This is a genomic window from Paraburkholderia sp. BL17N1 (assembly GCF_003634175.1).
Lineage (GTDB): Bacteria > Pseudomonadota > Gammaproteobacteria > Burkholderiales > Burkholderiaceae > Paraburkholderia.
Genome location: NZ_RBIW01000001.1, coordinates 1,495,084 through 1,511,874, shown reverse-complemented (window position 1 = coordinate 1,511,874; position 16,791 = coordinate 1,495,084). Strand labels below are relative to the sequence as shown.

Here is a 16,791-nt window from a genome sequence, read left to right as displayed (position 1 = left end):
CTGCAGGAAGATGGCGGTAACTTTCAACTATACTCAGTGCAGTCATGTGACTGCTTGAATAGCCATGTGACCTGTGGAACACCTTCTCACTCCAAAGGCTCTTGCAGCCGCACTCGGTCTTGCCGAGCAAACAATCTATAACCGCCATTCGAACGGCGGCGATTTGCCGACATGCATCAAGCTCGGCCGACTGTTGCGCTTCCGTCCGGGTGACGTTGAAGTTTGGTTGGCAAAACAACTCTCTGCGACCGAGGAACCAGCTCCGAAAGAGCAGGCGCACATGCGCCGCCGCCGGGGCCGCCCAACCAAGGCTGAGCAAATCGCCACCCGTCAAGCTCAGCACTCCCGTGCAGGCCAGTAGGACAATCGCCTGGGATTCGACACGACTTTAACTTCTGGCTGCGTGCTCACGGGGCTCGCGCAGCGGCGGAGTATGAGTCCGACACGTCATATGTCCGGTACCAGGCCCGAACACGCTCTTGCGCCATCCTTCAGCACGGGCCATGACCACCACGGGTACTCATCGGTGGCGCCGTCGGACTGCGCGCTGCCACCGTTTCTTGCCTACCGCTCATAGCAGAACGCATCGATAAACGCCATGCGTGAGTCCCAGATGCGCCCGTCCAGGTTGTTGATTTGCACCGAATCCTGACCCAGCCTGCGCAGTAATTTGCATCGAATATTGACCCACGTAGAACACTGACCTGCTCGGCAACGGGCAGGGGAAACGGAGTGATCGACGTGGCTATATTGAGCATCATCCGACGCTGGCACTTTCGCGATCATGTCTCGTTGCGCGAGATTGCCAAACGGCTGGGCGTGTCCAGAAACACGGTCAGGCGTTACATACGGGCCGGCACCGTACTGCCCGCCTATCCCGAACGCCACAGCCCCAGCAAGCTCGACGGGTTTGCTGCGAAGCTTGCTGGGTGGTTGAAGACCGAGGCGACGCGGCCCCGCAAACAGCGTAGAACCCTCAAGCAGATTCACGCGGACCTCTGCGTGCTGGGCTTTACTGGCTCCTATGACCGTGTTGCGGCGTTTGCCCGGCGCTGGCGACAGGAGCAGCACGAGCAGGCAAATACGACCGGGCGCGGGACGTTCGTTCCCCTCCGGTTTGCCGCTGGCGAAGCGTTCCAGTTCGACTGGAGCGAGGACTGGGCCGTCATCAACGGCGAGCGTACCAAGCTGCAGGTCGCGCAACTCAAGCTCAGCCACAGCCGTGCCTTCTTCCTGAGGGCTTATCTACTACAGACCCACGAGATGCTGTTCGACGCGCACCATCATGCGTTCGTAGCGTGGGGCGGCATTCCGCGCCGCGGCATCTACGACAACATGAAGACCGCCGTCGACAGGGTGCGCCCCGGCAAGGTCCGCGAGGTCAACGCGCGGTTCAGCGCGATGGTAAGCCACTACCTGTTTGACGCCGAGTTCTGCAACGTCGCCTCCGGCTGGGAGAAGGGGCAGATCGAGAAGAACGTCCAGGACAGTCGCCACCGGCTCTGGCAGAAGGTGCCGACGTTTGGCTCGCTGGCGGCGTTGAACGACTGGCTGGCCGATCAGTGCGTGCTGCTCTGGCAGCAGACGCGGCACCCCGAGCAGGACACGACGATCTGGGATGCGTGGTCCGCCGAGCGTCCCCATCTGATGCCGGTGGGCCAGCCGTTCGATGGTTTCGTTGAACACACCAAACGCGTCTCGCCGACCTGCCTTGTGAACTTCGAGCGCAACCGCTACAGCGTGCCGGCGTCGTTCGCCAACCGGCCCATCAGTCTGCGCGTCTACGCAGCCAGACTCGTGTTCGTCGCCGAAGGCCAGGTGATTGCCGAGCACGAGCGCTGTATCAACCGCAGCCATGACCACGGCGAAACCATTTACGACTGGCGTCACTACCTGGCAGTCCTGCAGCGCAAACCGGGAGCGCTTCGCAACGGTGCACCCTTCGCCGAGTTTCCAGCTGGCTTCCGCAAGCTGCAGGGCGTGCTGATGAAGCGCCCCGGCGGCGACCGGGAGATGGTCGAGATTCTGGCGCTGGTCCTGCTGCACGATGAACAGATGGTGCTCACTGCAGTCGAGCTGGCCTTTGAGGCCGGCGCACCGAACAAGCAGACGGTGCTGAACATCCTGAGCCGGCTGCTCGACAGCCCGCCTGTGCCGCCGCTGCAGACGCCACAGGCCTTCGCACTGAAGGTTGAGCCACAGGCCAACGTGGGCCGCTACGACCGCCTGAGGAATCGGGAGGACGATCATGCAGCCTGACGTCATGATGCAGATGCTCAAGTCCCTCAAGCTGCACGGTATGGCACAGGCGTTAGGCGAGCTCGCCGCGCAGGACTCGCCGGCCTACAAGTCAGCTTCGCTGGTGCTTGCCGGGTTGCTCAAGGCGGAAATCGCAGAGCGCGAAGTGCGCTCGCTCGCGTACCAGATGAAGGCGGCACGCTTCCCGGCGTATCGCGACATCGGCGGCTTCGATTTCAGCTGCAGCGACGCCAACGAAGCGCTGGTGCGTCAGTTGTACGAGTGTGAGTTCATCGACTCGGCGCACAACATCGTTCTGGTGGGTGGGCCGGGCACTGGAAAGACCCATCTGGCAACCGCGATCGGAGTGCAGGCGCTTGAGCATCATCGCCGCCGCGTGCGCTTCTTCTCCACCATCGAACTGGTCAATGCCCTTGAGCAGGAGAAGCTCGTGGGCAAGCCCGGACAGCTCGCAACACGACTTGTGTATGCCGACCTCGTGGTGCTGGATGAACTCGGCTATCTGCCATTCAGCCAGACCGGCGGTGCGCTGCTGTTCCACCTGCTCAGCAAGCTCTACGAACGAACCAGCATCATCATCACCACCAATCTGAGCTTCGCCGAATGGGCCAGTGTGTTTGGCGACGCAAAGATGACGACGGCGCTGCTCGACCGGCTCACGCACCACTGCCACATTGTAGAAACAGGCAACGATAGCTATCGTTTCAGAAACAGCACGACGCAACCAAAGAAGGAGAGAAAGAAGACCCAGATACCCACCGAATAACCCGCAAGCTGCTCCAACGGGTGGGTCAGAATTCAATGCAAATCGTGGGTCAGGATTCAGTGCAAATCAACAACCTGAACTTAATGCCTCGCTCCTCGAGCTCATTAACAATGCGAATCAGGTCCTGGAGATTGCGGCCCAACCGGTCCAGTCTCCAGACGACCAGCGTGTCGCCGTTTCTCAGCGCTCTCACACAATGCTGAAGTTCGAGCCGGTCAGCTGATTTGCCGCTCGCCTTGTCTTCATAGATGCTGACTGCGCCGGCGGCATTAAGTGCATCGCGCTGCAGGTCGAGCGTCTGCTCGAACGTACTGACGCGAGCATATCCAATAATTGACATTGATACCCCTTTTGTAGACGTAGATTGTTGAAGCGGTTGTTGTGCATCTACAGTGGTATAACGCGGCACCGGGACCATCATTGCCAACATGTCGAATAAACCGTCGTTTCTCGACAACCTACATCGTTTCGCCTGTGGGGTGTGTTGGGGCGACAAAGTCGCATGGAAAGAGCGACCCGGCCCGTTCGGATGGTCAGCTGAGACTTGGTCCTTGCTCGCAGCCGACATGTCGCCTACTCTTCAGTGCCCACGGAGGGAGGCAGCGTGTCAAGAAATGGCGGCGGCAGTTCGTCGAATGCGAACTCATTCATGTCCACGGCGCAGGCGGCGAAGTTCCTGTTCGTCTCGCGTCCACATGTGGTCACGCTTATCGACCAGGGCAAGCTCGAGATTCACCACAAAACAGCGAACAACTGTTTCGTGACGAAGGTCTCCGTGCTTGCCTATCAAACCACCCTGCAGGAAGCAATGATGGCGTACCACGCTTCGAACAGTGACGAGAAATGACTGGGCTGAGGCAAGATGTCTCGGCCGTGGCCGACACTCGTCGCTCCTGGCACAAAGTCGGTGAAAGCGAATTAATACTTTCAACAACCAGCGTTTTTACGTTCCTAGCGAACGCGGCCCTGAGGCGCCGTCCGTAAAGTTGTCCAACGTTGGACACTCATCAGCGCCTTTCGGCACGTATCGCAGAGTGTCCAACCGTGGACACTCATCCGCGCGCTTCATTCCAGGTGATTCAAGACGAGCCTTACCGAAAAGTGTGCCACCTGGACACACTTCGCGCCTGCGCCCGAGAATGCTATCAGCGGGTCGCGCCGCGGCCAGTCACTGCCGTGATACGTCTTACGAGCTTAGTTCTTGTCCGGCTTCCAAAACCGTCCTGCATATGAATTTCCAATTGCCGCTTCAGGATGCGAACCTTGGCAGCCGTCAAAGTCGGTTAAGGCCAGCGGACCGTCAGGAAAGTGTGCCACCTGGACACACATTCTTGTGACGGTCTCCTTGCGTCAAGCGCGCGGGTTGCAGTCCGTAATACCTGTCGAGGCGACGACATACCCACTGTTCCATCGTCGCAACGATAAAACTACCTTCGTATAGCGTCAAATATGTAATTTGCCAAGCAGTGCGAAGTATTGGTTGACGGTAATCGGGCTGGCTTGTTAGCTTTGTGCTGTGTGTGCCAACCAGCTCTGTGACCGAAACTCCGGTCATCATTCGTCAGCTTCGGCGCTTCTGGTTTGCGCGAGCATTTTGTGCTCAAAAAGAAAGGAATGACATGCCACGGTCAGCGCGGGAATCGACGGAAACTGTTTCAGTCAACGACGCACGCTTGGAACATGCATTTCGACTTGCCGCTACCGCTGCCATCCTGTTCGACCCAACGGGTGCTGAAGCACTTCTCGCCCTTCCGGACGCGGAGGTTGGTCGGATGCTCAAAAAAAAGCTACGTGAAATCATCGGCGTGGCCACGGTGTATAACTTAGACCTTCCTTCGCTGCGTCAAGAAGGAGAGACGCTACGCGAGCGCTATCCGCTGGTTCAGGAGGGCAAGGTATTACGCACGGAAGACTTCTGCCAAGCCGCACAAATTACAAGGAAACAGCTGAAAAAGCGCATCGCTTCCGGACACATCTTCAGCGTTGATGTCGGGCCAGAGCCCTACTACCCCGCATTCTTTCTTTCGCCGCAGATTTCCAGCGATGACCTCGCGAAGGTCATCCGGCGCTTGCGCAATACGCCCGCGTGGAGCAAATGGAATTTTTTCACCACTCCGACAGATGCTGTTGGCGGCCCCACGCCGCTTCAACTTCTCGCGGCCCAGCAGGTCAGAACCGTGCTTAAGGCTGCCGGAGACTTTGCCAAGCGCTTCGCCTAAGGCAGCAATTACAAGCAAGCTTGATAAGCGAGTTGGTGAAGGCTCATGCAAGTACAATTCATGCAGCGGTTCGCCGCGGTGGTTACTCGTCACGTCAGTGAGCCGACTTACGGAGACGGTTGCCGTCCTGAGTACCAAGAGCGTTCAAAAAAAAGCGGTTCTATTTGCGCTTTGCATTGCCACGCTTGCAATACGTTTTTTTCAATACGTTTTTCAGGTAGCACGGTAAATGGAGGTAAGTCGCGCATGGTGTTCCCCGCGCAATCAATGCCTGGTCGGCCATCTCATCTACGCGAACGTGGGCGGCCGTCAATCCGCTTGCAAACCGTCGCCCAATCCATGCAATAAACCGCCGTTTGCTGGACTAGCTAAATGCGGGGAGCGAGGCCGGCGACAGGCCTCCTCACCCTCGCGCCTTGCGTCGCTTGCCTAGCGCTGGCGTAGTGGGCATGGCGCTAGAGCGATAAGGTTCATTGCACGTGGGAAACCGTGGTCGCGCAGGGACAGATAGCTATCTCGGCGTACGGCGTGCTCGCTGGAACAGCGTACAAACCAGGTTCCTTACTCGGGTTCGTAGGTTAGCAGCGTTACCTTGTGCCCATATTCCTGAATCAAAGTCTGCTCGTAGATTGTCTCGGGCTGATTAGCGCGGCCTGGCGGTTCCGCAAGCCACCAGTGGGCTTCAATTTCGTGCCATTCGTCCGGGTCACTAATGGCGTTACTGCTGGGGCTTTGAGCAGGTAGCCGGTCCCCCTTTCGGACACTCAGCCATTCCGTAAAGTATTCGCTACGAATCGAGTAGCGGACCATGTTGTCCTTGGAGAAGACAACCGCGCAGGCATAGTCATTGAGTTCGACGACTCGCCGAGCGGTCATCTCAAAACTGGTTGCGAACTCGTCCCGCAGCTTGAGTATGTGGGCGAGCTCAGGCTCCCTGAGTTGGCGAAGCATGCGCCGAACCAACGGTTCAGGCGTGAGCAATTCTGCGGAAAATTGGTTCGCTTGGATTTCCCAATCCTTTTTGCTGCGCGAACTGATGTCATCCGCGGTGCACTGAAAGGAGGCCTGTCGATGCCACGGGAGCAAAAAATGTCCAAGCTCATGGCCAATGGTGAAGCGCTGGCGCGGCCGAGGGCTCAGTGAGCTGAAAAAGATGGCTCCTTCCGATTTGGTCGCGTTGGTCAGGAGCGCGCCTTCAAATCCAACGCTGTCGAAAGCCTCAATCTTCGAGATGCCAGCCAGGCGCGCCAATTCCTCAATGGGCACCGGGATTGGGAGCTGCGGATTCTGCCTAAGGATTTCCGCGACAAGTTGCTCCGGCCGAGCGAGGTCGGCAAGTTCAATCAGGTCAAGCTGGACCATCTACCCGCGCCTTTTTGCTTTTAAAAAGCTGCAGCGTTTGCTTCAAAACAGCCTGCTCAGCTTCAGATAGTGACTTGAAGTCGCGGAAAAACTGTTGCGCCTCGACATCCTCGAGTGAGGACTCGCCGTCTGTGCCTGCTAGATAGGATACAGGCACAGAAAAATGCTCAGCCAGGTTGCGAAGTAGCTCCAGGGAAGGGTTCCCACTGTTTCCCTTCTCCATGTGCCATATGTGAGTCTTGGAGACGCCCGCTGCATTGGCAACGTCTTGCAATGACTCGCCCTTGCGCAGGCGCAACTCTGCCAGTTTCGCACCGAAGGACATGTGTCTCCCTACTAACGTAGCGGAATGATTCTCAAGTGCGACATTATATACGAAGAACGGCGCGTATCACAATAGTTGACGGCAGCCCCTTCGTTAACTTAATATAACGATGCGTTCTCGGCGTGGCTTCCGAGAGCTTCCGCACCTCGGGCACTTTCCAAAAAGGGGCAATAAGCTATGAACTCTGAAAACTCCGCACCACAGTCAGCCGGCGAACCCGGCAAACAAAAGACGTACAACCTCGTCATCAACGGCCAGCAAGAGACCGTATCCGACCATCAGCTGACATATGAGCAGGTGGTCCGCCTCGCCTTCCCTGCAGGGCCATTCGACATCCTCTACTCCGTCAGCTACGCGAACCCGCATGGCCATGACGGCACCCTGGCGCCGGGCCAGAAAACCGTGGTCAAAGACGGGATGAGCTTCAATGTCATCAAAACCAATCGCTCCTGATTCGGGCCTGCAGCAGCTTGTGGACGCCGGCTACGAGGTTGAAGTGCGCCAGCAGCATCTTTTGGTGCATCGGGTGCCTTATGTAACGGCCGACAGGCAAGTCAAGCTCGGCACGATGGTATGCCTCTACCTTCAAAGCGGTGGCAGCGTGCTGCCGCCCAATACAGGCGGCGATACGCACCAGGTTTGGTGGGCGGGCGAGTATCCGTGCTTCGCTGATGGCTCGCCAATGTCGCAGCTTGAAAACGAACACACCCGCCAAGAGCTCTTTCCCGGCTGCACCATTGACCACCGATTCTCGAATAAGCCCTTTGGCGTTGACGCCTATTCGGACCACTACCAAAAGGTCACTCACTACGCGAATCTGATTCAGGCTCAGGCGCGCGTGTTGGAGCCTTTGGCCACTGCGCAGACAGGGCGTCTCACCATTGCAGAGGATGGAACATCGGTTTTCCGGTATGCGGATACGGCTTCGGCCAGGGCGGAAATCATGACGACGTCCGCGCGTCTAGCAATGGGGAAGGTCGCTATCGTGGGCTTGGGCGGCACGGGGTCCTATGTGCTTGACCAGCTCGCGAAGACGCCCATCCACGAGATTCATCTATTTGATGGCGACCTCTACCTGCAGCACAATGCCTTTCGGTCGCCCGGTGCAGCTACCGCGGAGGAAATCGACGCAAAGCAGCCAAAGACGGAATACTTCCAGGGCAAATATGACGCCATGCATCGGGGCGTGAAAAGCCATCCGTACTATCTGGACGCGTCGAACATCAGCGAGCTGCAAGGTTTCAACTTCGTGTTCGTCTGCGTGGACAAGGGCGAAGCGCGCAAACTTATCTTCAACTACCTCTTGGCGCAGGGCATTGCCTTCGTTGACGTTGGGATGAATTTGCAACTGGTGAAGCCGTCCATGAAATTGCTGGGTAGCTGCCGGGTGACTATCGCGACGCCGGAGAAGCACGACCACCTGGGGCAGTGTGTTCCGACGGAAGATGGTGACGATGATGTCCTATATCGGCAGAACATTCAGGTGGCGGATATGAACGCCCTGAATGCTCAGCTCGCAGTCATGCGGTGGAAACAATACTGCGGTTTTTACCAGGCCGATTTCGACACATACAACATGCTCTTCTCCGTCAACATGACTTCCCTCGCAAGGCAAGTCACCATCGCCGAGACGCAGCCATGAAGTTGGACGCCGTCGAACCAAGGTACGTAGAGTTTGTCCCAAAGGTGCTCGAGCCAGGGGTCTTGTATGTCAGCGAAAAGTACAAGACCGCATCGCATCTTTGTGCTTGTGGGTGCGGGGAGAAAGTGGTGACGCCTCTCTCCCCCGCAGAATGGCAATTGCGAAATGACGGTGGATTCGTGAGCCTTCACCCCTCCATAGGCAACTGGAACTACGCGTGCCGGTCGCACTACTGGATTCGTCGTAATCGCATCACCTGGTCCGGGGGCATGACCCGGCAGCAGATTGAGCGGGTTCAGGCACGGGACCGTGCGGATAAGGCCCGATACGTTGCAGCCCTCAATAGAGAGAAGGATGAAGCTGCGCGGACAGAAAACGTAAAAATTAAGACGTCGAGTTCGCTTATCCAGTGGCTGTGGACGGCATTGCAACGCTGGTGGAGAGGTAACTGACGGGTTTCCACGCACGTTGCCACTTCGCATCTCAGTGGTTTGATGAACGAGCATGGTCCCGGCATACCTATACTCAACGAGCACCAAATGAAACGCCCCGGCTGGAACCGGGGCGCGGTGCACGCAAGGCGCGTCGATACACAATGCTCAATTGAGTATAGGCGCGGAACTCTCATCTCGCCGCATTCAGCGCGAGGAAATATTTTTTTGCAGTACCGAGAGCATAGCCGTTAATTGCTGGTGCGGCACACCACGACAGGTGTGCCTATGCCGTTTCAGCTTCACCCGGTCGAGACCCAATCGACCTCCGCTCCAGAACCTGCCGCTCGCTGCGTTGAACTTGTCAAATATAAGACCGCAACAAGTGCGACGCTGGTAGCCAGGAAGCGACGTTCCCATAGCCAACGGAAACTCTCACGCCTCACGAAGGAACAGCATCGAGCGGCCAGGCGAGCCGGGTTGTACGCCGTCGCCGTCACGCTTACGTATCGCAACAACGACGAATTCTCCTCGCGGCATATCAGCGAATTTCTCGCCAGACTGCGTCAATTTCTCAAGCGGAAAGGCCACAACCTGCCGTATGCCTGGGTGCTCGAGCGTGCTGGGCAGCTGCATTACCACATGATTCTGTGGTTGCCGCGCGGTGTCCGGATTGATGATGCTCGTCTTTGCAAATGGTGGCCGTGGGGCAGCACGTGGCGCGAAAGCTGCCGCAGCGTCCGTGACTGGAGCAAGTACATGTCGAAGTTCGACGGCTACGCAAAACTGCCCAAGGGAGCCCGACTGCTCGGATACGGCGGGCTGGACGAGGAAGGTCAGGCTGCAGTTATGCGTGCGGCGCTGCCGCGTTGGCTGCAGAAGCTGCTGCCACATGGCCATCGTGCCCGCAGGTTCCCGGGTGCAGGTTGGGTTGACCTCGAAACAGGGGAGTTGCATCACTCCCCGTACGCCTGGACGCCATGGGGAGTGATGCTCACAACTGCCAACCCGCGAACCTGTCCGCAAGTAGGTGGAACGCGTCGCAGCCGCCAACCCACTCGATAATTGCTGGTCACGGCGGCAGGCATCTAATCCATGTAGACAGACCGCGGACACAGCGCGACCGTCTGGATGAACTTCAATCACCACGGCCCCGAAATCGGTTCCATAGAGACGAACTTCCTCTGCCCACCTGTCATAATTCAGCGCTAACCAAAAGGAGTTGACGTGTCCCGACTGACCGACTTGATTGCCCAAGCCAAAGCCAAAGACCCCACGATGGGTGCCGACTTAGAGCGGGAATTCAAGGTGCTGTCCGCACGCCTGCCGTTCGGCCTGAATTTCGAGCGGCATCGGCCAGAGGCCGTCGAGTTGCCCCTTCGCCCTGTCCGCAAAGGAGACAAGGTTCGCGTGCTACCGGAGCGAGGTTCGACCAAGATAGGAGACGAGCGGCTTTGGCTAGTCAAGAGAGTGACCAAGTCCGGCGGCGGTAAGGTTGCCGACATTGAATCGCTCGATTCAGACGAGGTTGAGACGCTAAGCGTGGTCGTGGACGACCTCGTGGTTGTGGCGGAATTTGGGGATGCAATTTACCCCGGCTTGGTCAGTACCGGCCAAGTGAGCCGTGGTGGCGAAAAGCCGTATCACACAGTCATCACTGGTGAGAACTATCACGTTCTCAAGGCTCTGACTTACACTCACCGCGGCAAGGTAGATGCCATCTACATTGACCCGCCATACAACACCGGTGCCAGGGACTGGAAATATAACAACGACTATGTCGAAGGCGATGACCTGTATCGACATAGCAAATGGCTGGCCTTTATCGAGCGTCGCTTGCTCATTGCAAAGACATTGTTGAACCCGTCGAATTCTGTATTAATTGTTTCTATCGATGAAAAGGAATACCTCCGACTGGGGCTGTTGCTGGAACAACTGTTTCCTGAAGCGTCGATTGAAATGGTAACTTCAGTAATTAGTGCAAAAGGGGTCGCCAGAATTGGGCAATTCTCCCGCGTAGAAGAATTTATTTATTTTGTTAGGATTGGTTCTTCAATAGTGCAAGTCGGCGAGCAGAATATGCTAGACGATTCTCGGTCTGCCACTGCCCATATAGGAAAGCCAGTCGATTGGCTTGGGATGCGCCGCCGTGAGCCGACGGCGAGACGGGGTGCGCGACCCAATCAATTCTATCCAATTTTCGTTCATTTAGACTCGGGATATATTCACTCCATTGGTGAACCGATTTCTGATGAAATAGATAGGCATAGTGTTTCAGTGCCTCCCGGTACTTTTGCTGTTTGGCCACTTCGGCCTAACGGCGAAGAGGGACTTTGGGGAATTACTCCTGACACGGCAAAACGATATTTGAACGATGGTTTTATCCGCTCGCGCAATCACAAACCCGAGCAGGGACAATCTGCTATTCACTATTTGCCGAGTGGTACGGTTGATGCGATTTTGGATGGCAGAATTGAAGTGGTTGGGCGTGACGAAGATGGAGCTGTTCAGGCGATTCACCGCGAACGCAAAGGCGTAATACCAAAGCGAGTATGGAATATGCCGTCTCACAACGCGGAAAATGGCGGCTCCCTTATTTTGTCGAAATTAATTCCAAGTCGTCGATTTCCGTTTCCAAAATCACTTTATGCAGTAGAGGATTCGCTTAGATTCTTCGTTGGCGATAAACGGGATGCCATCATTTTAGATTTCTTTGCTGGCTCAGGTACCGCTGCGCATGCTGTTATGCGGCTCAATCGTCAAGATGGCGGTCATCGGCAGTGCATTTCTATAACAAACAACGAGGTTGCAGCGGATGAACAACTGGATTTACGTAAGCAGAGGCTTCGTCCTGGCGACTCTGAATGGGAAAAATGGGGAATCTGTGATTACATTACCAAGCCTCGGGTGGCTGCAGCTATCTCGGGTAGAACGCCAGATAACCAGCCAATCAGCGGAGACTATAAATTTAACGATGAATTTCCAATGGCGGAAGGTTTCAAAGAAAACGCTGAGTTCTTCACATTGACCTATGAAACCGCAATCGCCGTCAGCTACAACATGGCGTTCGCGCGTATTGCCCCACTCTTGTGGATGCGTGCGGGAAGTCGTGGCCGCCGAATCAACAAACTGCCAGACGCTGGTTGGGAAGTAGTAGACACATATGGTCTGCTCGTCGACATCGATGCCGCAGAACCATTCTGCAATGCGGTCGAGCATGCTTCCGGGCTACGTATCGCGTACATCGTCACGGATGATGACCGGCGCTTCCAGGCAATTGCACGTCGGCTGCCAGTGCCCGTTGAACCTGTCCGACTGTACGAGTCGTACCTGACCAATTTCAGCTTTGCCAATGGGGATTAAGGGATGAAGTTCACCCTGAAGGATTACCAGTCGGACGCGGTGCGCGAGGTCCTTGTCAACCTGAAGAAGGCGCGCACACGCTGGCATGCAGAAGGGGAACGCAATGCATTCTCCCTGACCGCAGTGACCGGTGCCGGCAAAACCGTAATGGCCGCCGCTGTGTTCGAGGCCCTGTTTCACGGTGACGATGAATACGACTTCGATGCAGACCCTGGTGCGGTTGTACTCTGGTTCAGCGACGACCCCGCACTGAATGAGCAGACTCGCTTCCGCTTAATGGAGGCCTCTGACCGTATCGACCCATCGGACCTCAAAGTCGTCGAATACAACAACTTCAATCGCGCCACGTTTGAAGCGAAGAAAATCTATTTCCTGAACACGCAAAAATTCAGCAAAAACAGCCTGCTGGTGCGTGGATTTGACCAAGAAGAGTTAGAAGCCAAGGCGGGCGACCTGCTCCCAGAAACTCGGCCTGATTTGCGCGCCTACACACTTTGGGACACGATTCGAAACACCATCGAAGACCCGAGCCTGACGGTGTACTTCGTGCTTGATGAGGCTCACCGCGGCATGGGTAACTTCACTGCTAACGCGCAGAACGCTCGTGCAACCATCGTGCGACGCATCATCAATGGCGCCAGCGGTGTACCCGGCATGCCTGTCGTGTGGGGAATTTCGGCTACGGTCGAACGCTTCGACCAGGCCATAAAAGCCTCCAACGAACATAACAAGCTGAAGAACGTTGTAGTTGATTCGGCCAAGGTGCAGGAATCCGGTCTACTCAAGGACGTCATCATCCTGGACATCCCGGATGCAGCGGGTGATTTCGACACTGTGCTCGTTCGTCGTGCGACGGAAAGGCTGAGGGAGTCCACTGAGGGATGGGTGGCATACGCCAAGCAACAGGCTGAAACGAACGTCGTAGCACCATTGATGGTACTGCAAATCCCGAACAAACCTGACCCGAATCTTGTTGGCCAAGCTTTACAGACCGTCTTCCGGACATGGCCAGAACTGCGCACCGATTGCGTAGCAAATGTGCTTGGTGAGCACCGCGTTGAGAAATTTGGGGACTACACGGTTCCCTACATCTCGCCCGAGCAAGTCCAGGACCATACGTGGATACGCGTGCTTATTGCCAAGGACGCAATCAGTACGGGCTGGGACTGTCCTCGAGCTGAAGTCATGGTGTCGTTTCGTGCGGCGGCAGACCGTACCCATATCACCCAGTTGCTTGGGCGTATGGTGCGCTCCCCCCTGGCGCGGCGTATTCCTGGCAATGAGCGGTTGAACTCGGTGTTCTGCCTGCTGCCACACTTCGACAAAAAGACGGCGGAATCCGTTGTCGATGCTTTGATGAAGGGTGGAGATGACGAGACCCAGCCCAGCTTCGCTCGCGTGCTGGTCAATCCGCGAGAGATGACGCCTCATCCCGAAGTGTCAGATGCGGTATGGGAAAAATTCGAGTCGCTACCTTCCCAGACTCGACCGCAGAAGGGAGCGAAACCAGTCAAGCGACTGACGGCACTGGCCCACGAACTGGCTGTAGACGGACTGCTGGCAGATGCCGGCAAGAAGGCTCATGCCGCCATGCACAAGGTGCTTGATGCTGCCCAAGACAAATTCAGGGACGACATCGTTGCTCGACGTCAGTCGGTCATCACCGTTGACGGCACAACACTCCACGCGAATCTGCAGAGCAAGAAAAGGTCGTTCGATGAATTCCATGAAGCGGCAGACATGGCCGTTATTAACGATTTCTTCCATCGTGCTGCCCGCGTCTTTGGCTTGCCTGTCGCGAATACATACGCACAATTTTTAGCTCAGAAAGCTGCCGACCCTGACGACCCGGACTCGCTTCTCGATGCGCTTGACGACGCTCGGACAGACATTGCTGCGTTGGGTCTAGTCTCCAATGTACAGCCCTTCTTCGATACTGCCGCGGACCGGCAGGCCAAAGCCTGGCTGGAAGAGTACCGCACGGCCATCAAGCAGTTGCCGGATGACCGGCAGGAGTCGTATCGTCAAATTCGGGAGATGAGTACCGAACCGCAAGATGTCGACCTAGTCCGTCCGGAACGGAAGGATGAAATGTCGGAGGAGCGACTTGGCGAAACTACCAAGCGGCTGCCCACATATAAGAACCACCTCCTCTGCGATTCGGAGGGCAACTATCCCGCGAAATTGAATGACTGGGAGGAGGCCGTGCTAGCCAAGGAAAGTAAGCGCGATGGCTTCAAATTCTGGTATCGCAATCCACAGCAACCTGGGCAGTCGTCGCTCGGCATTGCATATCTCGATGACGCCGAATACAAAATTGTTCGGCCGGACTTCATCTTTTTCGCTGTCGAGAATGATGGCGCTGTTGTGGCTGACCTTGTCGACCCACATGGTACTCAGTACAGCGATGCAGTGCCAAAACTACGGGGCCTCGCGCAATACGCCGCGACTCATCCGGCGGCATTCCGCCGGGTCGAATCCGTGGCCGAGGTAAATGGCAAATGGCGGGTACTGGACCTGACCCGAGCAGAGGTTCGCCAGGCCATCGCAACGACCACGTTATCTGCCGCCGCGTTGTTTGAGAGCGAGGTTGCCAACGATTACGTCTAGTCGCATGTTAGCGCGCTGCATGCGACCAGCCGGATGGGGGAAATTTCGTGAGCAGCCTCCGCAGTCAGGTTCTTGTTGAACAATTTAGATTCGCCATTACGGTTTTCTGTACTCCAAGTCCTGTCGGCGGCTTCAGGTGGAGAGCGCCAAGCGCTCTCCATGACTGACCTTCTGAACATGGAAGAGGTTCGGCAAATCCCCGTTGTAACCACGTCGGCGTGCTTCCTGAAACAGCCCCCACGATTGGGCGCGCACGCCGTGAAACCCTGGCTGCCGGGCGATACACACAAGCGTATCAGCTAGCGCCTTGTAGTGCCTTTGTCCAGCCTGGAAAGCTACAAGCGCGTGCAACTCGGCCATCTCGTCCCGCGTGCGCCGCCAAGTCCACGCGGCCCGGCCACGCGACGGATGCCGAATCAATTCATATCCCAGCCAAGTCAGGCGCGGCGACTCGTCCACCGGGAGAAGCGCCTCGCCATCCAACCCGCTACCGCCGGTCGCCAGCAGCAACCACTCGACACGCTCCGCCGTCTCCGGCCAGTACATCACGAGCACAGCATTGGCCATCCCTTTGCTTTTCCGCGTGAGCCGCTGGGCGGGCGAGCAGCCGATGCCGTACCTGGCGTGAAACTTCTGCGCCAGCGCCTCCGCCTTCGCTACCGGCACTGTGCCGCTGATGTATCGGTGGTATCCGCGCGAAACCAAGTCGAGTACGCGCGTCATGGCGGCGGTCTTGTTCCGGGCGATGGGAGTCGAGGCTGGCATGCTGGTTCGATACGAAAGGTGATGCTTCGTATAGCGCGAACCGCGCCGGTGAAGTGTGATTCGGCGATGCGCGATGAAACATATTGATGTTCCGTGCGACGCACGGGAAAACAGCTATACGCATTTAAGGCAATCGTGTTTGCAGGGCAGGCAGCCAAGCGAAGGCTCGGCGGCTCGCACGCATCGCGGTCTGCCTTTTGCGTACCCCGTAAGGGCGCAAAGGGCAGACCGCCAACTGCAAATCACACACACGTCGAAAGACACGCGAGAGGTCGCCAACCTCTCGAACACCGCCTTAGCTGCATGCCGGATAACTCTGGCTGGTGCGGCTGAAACGGGCGCTAGAAGCAGACATGCTTCTTTCGACCCAATCCGCGTTTTCGGCGCGGTGTTGGGCGACACGGACACGGGAGGCGCGGCAACGCGCACCAACCCTGTTCACTTCGAAGCGGTGGAAATCCGCGCCGGGGGGCGTTCGAAATTCGAACGGCGTTACCCGGACTCGGCAGGTGGGCTGATGAGGTCGCAGAAATGCGGCAGGGGCATGAGGGGAAACCTGGACTGCTCGGCACCACGCGGGAATGCGTGGGTCTCTGGATAGCTTAAGCCTGTAATTGGGGGTGTGAGTCCCCCATCTGAGTAAAGACCCTTGGATATGCGCCTGCGGGGCGTGATGAGTCGATGATAGGTCGGGCTGGTAAGCCGATGCTCTGGAACATCGTAGGCCGAAAGTGGCGCAAGCCATGAAGCGTATGCGATGCCTGGACCTTGAGACTCCATATCTCAAATCGTGGGTTTGACGTTGTGGACTAACGTGGGAATCTCTGACGGCCAATCGACCGGGGTGGCACCCGGGACGGCACAAGAGAGGGAGCGGCGGATAGTAGAGTTCGAGCAAACTCCGAGACCTCATCAGTCAAGGTGCGAGCGAACCGGCAACCGGTACTCGAAAACTGCCAGCGGTGGAAAGTGTGTGTGGCTCCAGTGGGGTGGGCTTGGCGGCCCGTTGCAGTGATGTGCCGACCATTTCGCTTGGCCGCGGAATGGTC

Annotated in this window: 14 protein-coding genes and 1 pseudogene; 11 read left to right on the top strand and 4 right to left on the bottom strand. The window is 57.0% G+C overall.

What is annotated here, in order from left to right; genetic code table 11:
• Positions 1–73 precede the first annotated feature (73 nt).
• The 3 genes from B0G82_RS06550 (at position 74) to istB (ending at position 3,025) form a co-directional block, all read left to right on the top strand.
• Entirely contained in the window at positions 74–361 is a 288-nt protein-coding gene (locus B0G82_RS06550) for a helix-turn-helix domain-containing protein (protein ID WP_121306994.1), read from the top strand.
• A 371-nt stretch (positions 362–732) separates the two neighbouring features.
• Entirely contained in the window at positions 733–2,259 is a 1,527-nt protein-coding gene (gene istA / locus B0G82_RS06545; protein WP_121306548.1) for an IS21 family transposase, read from the top strand.
• The gene (gene istB / locus B0G82_RS06540; RefSeq protein ID WP_121306549.1) at positions 2,249–3,025 is read left to right on the top strand and encodes an IS21-like element helper ATPase IstB; all 777 of its coding nucleotides are present in this window, start codon (positions 2,249–2,251) and stop codon (positions 3,023–3,025) included. The genes istA and istB overlap by 11 nt, the downstream gene beginning before the upstream one ends.
• A 76-nt stretch (positions 3,026–3,101) precedes the next feature.
• Here istB and B0G82_RS06535 read toward each other — a convergent pair.
• A pseudogene (locus B0G82_RS06535) lies at positions 3,102–3,365 on the bottom strand (recombinase family protein); the annotation flags it as partial.
• 264 nt (positions 3,366–3,629) lie between these two features.
• Between B0G82_RS06535 and B0G82_RS06530 the strand changes: the two are divergent.
• Complete coding sequence (locus B0G82_RS06530) at positions 3,630–3,872, top strand: helix-turn-helix domain-containing protein (protein ID WP_147439456.1); 243 nt, start codon at positions 3,630–3,632, stop codon at positions 3,870–3,872.
• Between the two features lie 688 nt (positions 3,873–4,560).
• Positions 4,561–5,244 carry a hypothetical protein gene (locus tag B0G82_RS06525; protein ID WP_147439454.1) on the top strand — a complete coding sequence of 228 codons (684 nt, stop codon included), beginning with the start codon at positions 4,561–4,563 and terminating at the stop codon, positions 5,242–5,244.
• Positions 5,245–5,805: 561 nt separating this feature from the next.
• On the opposite strand, the gene B0G82_RS06520 is transcribed toward B0G82_RS06525, so the two are convergent.
• Positions 5,806–6,606 (bottom strand): ImmA/IrrE family metallo-endopeptidase, encoded by an 801-nt coding sequence (locus tag B0G82_RS06520; protein WP_121306991.1) that lies wholly within the window; start codon positions 6,604–6,606, stop codon positions 5,806–5,808.
• Positions 6,593–6,931, bottom strand: coding sequence for a helix-turn-helix transcriptional regulator (locus B0G82_RS06515; protein ID WP_121306990.1), 339 nt, complete (start codon positions 6,929–6,931; stop codon positions 6,593–6,595). The genes B0G82_RS06520 and B0G82_RS06515 overlap by 14 nt, the downstream gene beginning before the upstream one ends.
• Before the next feature lie 177 nt (positions 6,932–7,108).
• Here B0G82_RS06515 and B0G82_RS06510 point away from each other — a divergent pair, with 177 nt between their 5' ends.
• The 6 genes from B0G82_RS06510 (at position 7,109) to B0G82_RS06485 (ending at position 14,977) form a co-directional block, all read left to right on the top strand.
• A complete protein-coding gene (locus B0G82_RS06510; protein ID WP_121306989.1) occupies positions 7,109–7,384 on the top strand; it encodes a multiubiquitin domain-containing protein in 276 nt (91 codons plus the stop codon).
• Complete coding sequence (locus tag B0G82_RS06505) at positions 7,359–8,573, top strand: ThiF family adenylyltransferase (RefSeq protein ID WP_121306988.1); 1,215 nt, start codon at positions 7,359–7,361, stop codon at positions 8,571–8,573. The genes B0G82_RS06510 and B0G82_RS06505 overlap by 26 nt, the downstream gene beginning before the upstream one ends.
• Entirely contained in the window at positions 8,570–9,025 is a 456-nt protein-coding gene (locus B0G82_RS40285) for a DUF6527 family protein (protein WP_121306987.1), read from the top strand. The genes B0G82_RS06505 and B0G82_RS40285 overlap by 4 nt, the downstream gene beginning before the upstream one ends.
• A 459-nt stretch (positions 9,026–9,484) precedes the next feature.
• Positions 9,485–10,069, top strand: a complete 585-nt coding sequence (locus B0G82_RS06495; protein WP_241974501.1) for a hypothetical protein — start codon at positions 9,485–9,487, stop codon at positions 10,067–10,069.
• A 162-nt stretch (positions 10,070–10,231) separates the two neighbouring features.
• Complete coding sequence (locus tag B0G82_RS06490; RefSeq protein WP_241974499.1) at positions 10,232–12,367, top strand: DNA methyltransferase; 2,136 nt, start codon at positions 10,232–10,234, stop codon at positions 12,365–12,367.
• A 3-nt stretch (positions 12,368–12,370) separates the two neighbouring features.
• A complete protein-coding gene (locus B0G82_RS06485) occupies positions 12,371–14,977 on the top strand; it encodes a DEAD/DEAH box helicase family protein (RefSeq protein WP_121306986.1) in 2,607 nt (868 codons plus the stop codon).
• Positions 14,978–15,109: 132 nt separating this feature from the next.
• Here B0G82_RS06485 and B0G82_RS06480 read toward each other — a convergent pair whose 3' ends face one another.
• Positions 15,110–15,742 carry a hypothetical protein gene (locus B0G82_RS06480; RefSeq protein ID WP_241974497.1) on the bottom strand — a complete coding sequence of 211 codons (633 nt, stop codon included), beginning with the start codon at positions 15,740–15,742 and terminating at the stop codon, positions 15,110–15,112.
• Between the last annotated feature and the right edge of the window lie 1,049 nt (positions 15,743–16,791).

Bases quoted from the DNA above. Each gene is read 5' to 3' on its own strand.
- B0G82_RS06520 (WP_121306991.1), bottom strand. From the start codon at position 6,606: ATGGTCCAGCTTGACCTGATTGAACTTGCCGACCTCGCTCGGCCGGAG.
- B0G82_RS06480 (WP_241974497.1), bottom strand. From the start codon at position 15,742: ATGCCAGCCTCGACTCCCATCGCCCGGAACAAGACCGCCGCCATGACG.
- B0G82_RS40285 (WP_121306987.1), top strand. From the start codon at position 8,570: ATGAAGTTGGACGCCGTCGAACCAAGGTACGTAGAGTTTGTCCCAAAG.
- istB (WP_121306549.1), top strand. From the start codon at position 2,249: ATGCAGCCTGACGTCATGATGCAGATGCTCAAGTCCCTCAAGCTGCAC.
- B0G82_RS06485 (WP_121306986.1), top strand. From the start codon at position 12,371: ATGAAGTTCACCCTGAAGGATTACCAGTCGGACGCGGTGCGCGAGGTC.
- B0G82_RS06505 (WP_121306988.1), top strand. From the start codon at position 7,359: ATGTCATCAAAACCAATCGCTCCTGATTCGGGCCTGCAGCAGCTTGTG.
- B0G82_RS06510 (WP_121306989.1), top strand. From the start codon at position 7,109: ATGAACTCTGAAAACTCCGCACCACAGTCAGCCGGCGAACCCGGCAAA.
- B0G82_RS06515 (WP_121306990.1), bottom strand. From the start codon at position 6,931: ATGTCCTTCGGTGCGAAACTGGCAGAGTTGCGCCTGCGCAAGGGCGAG.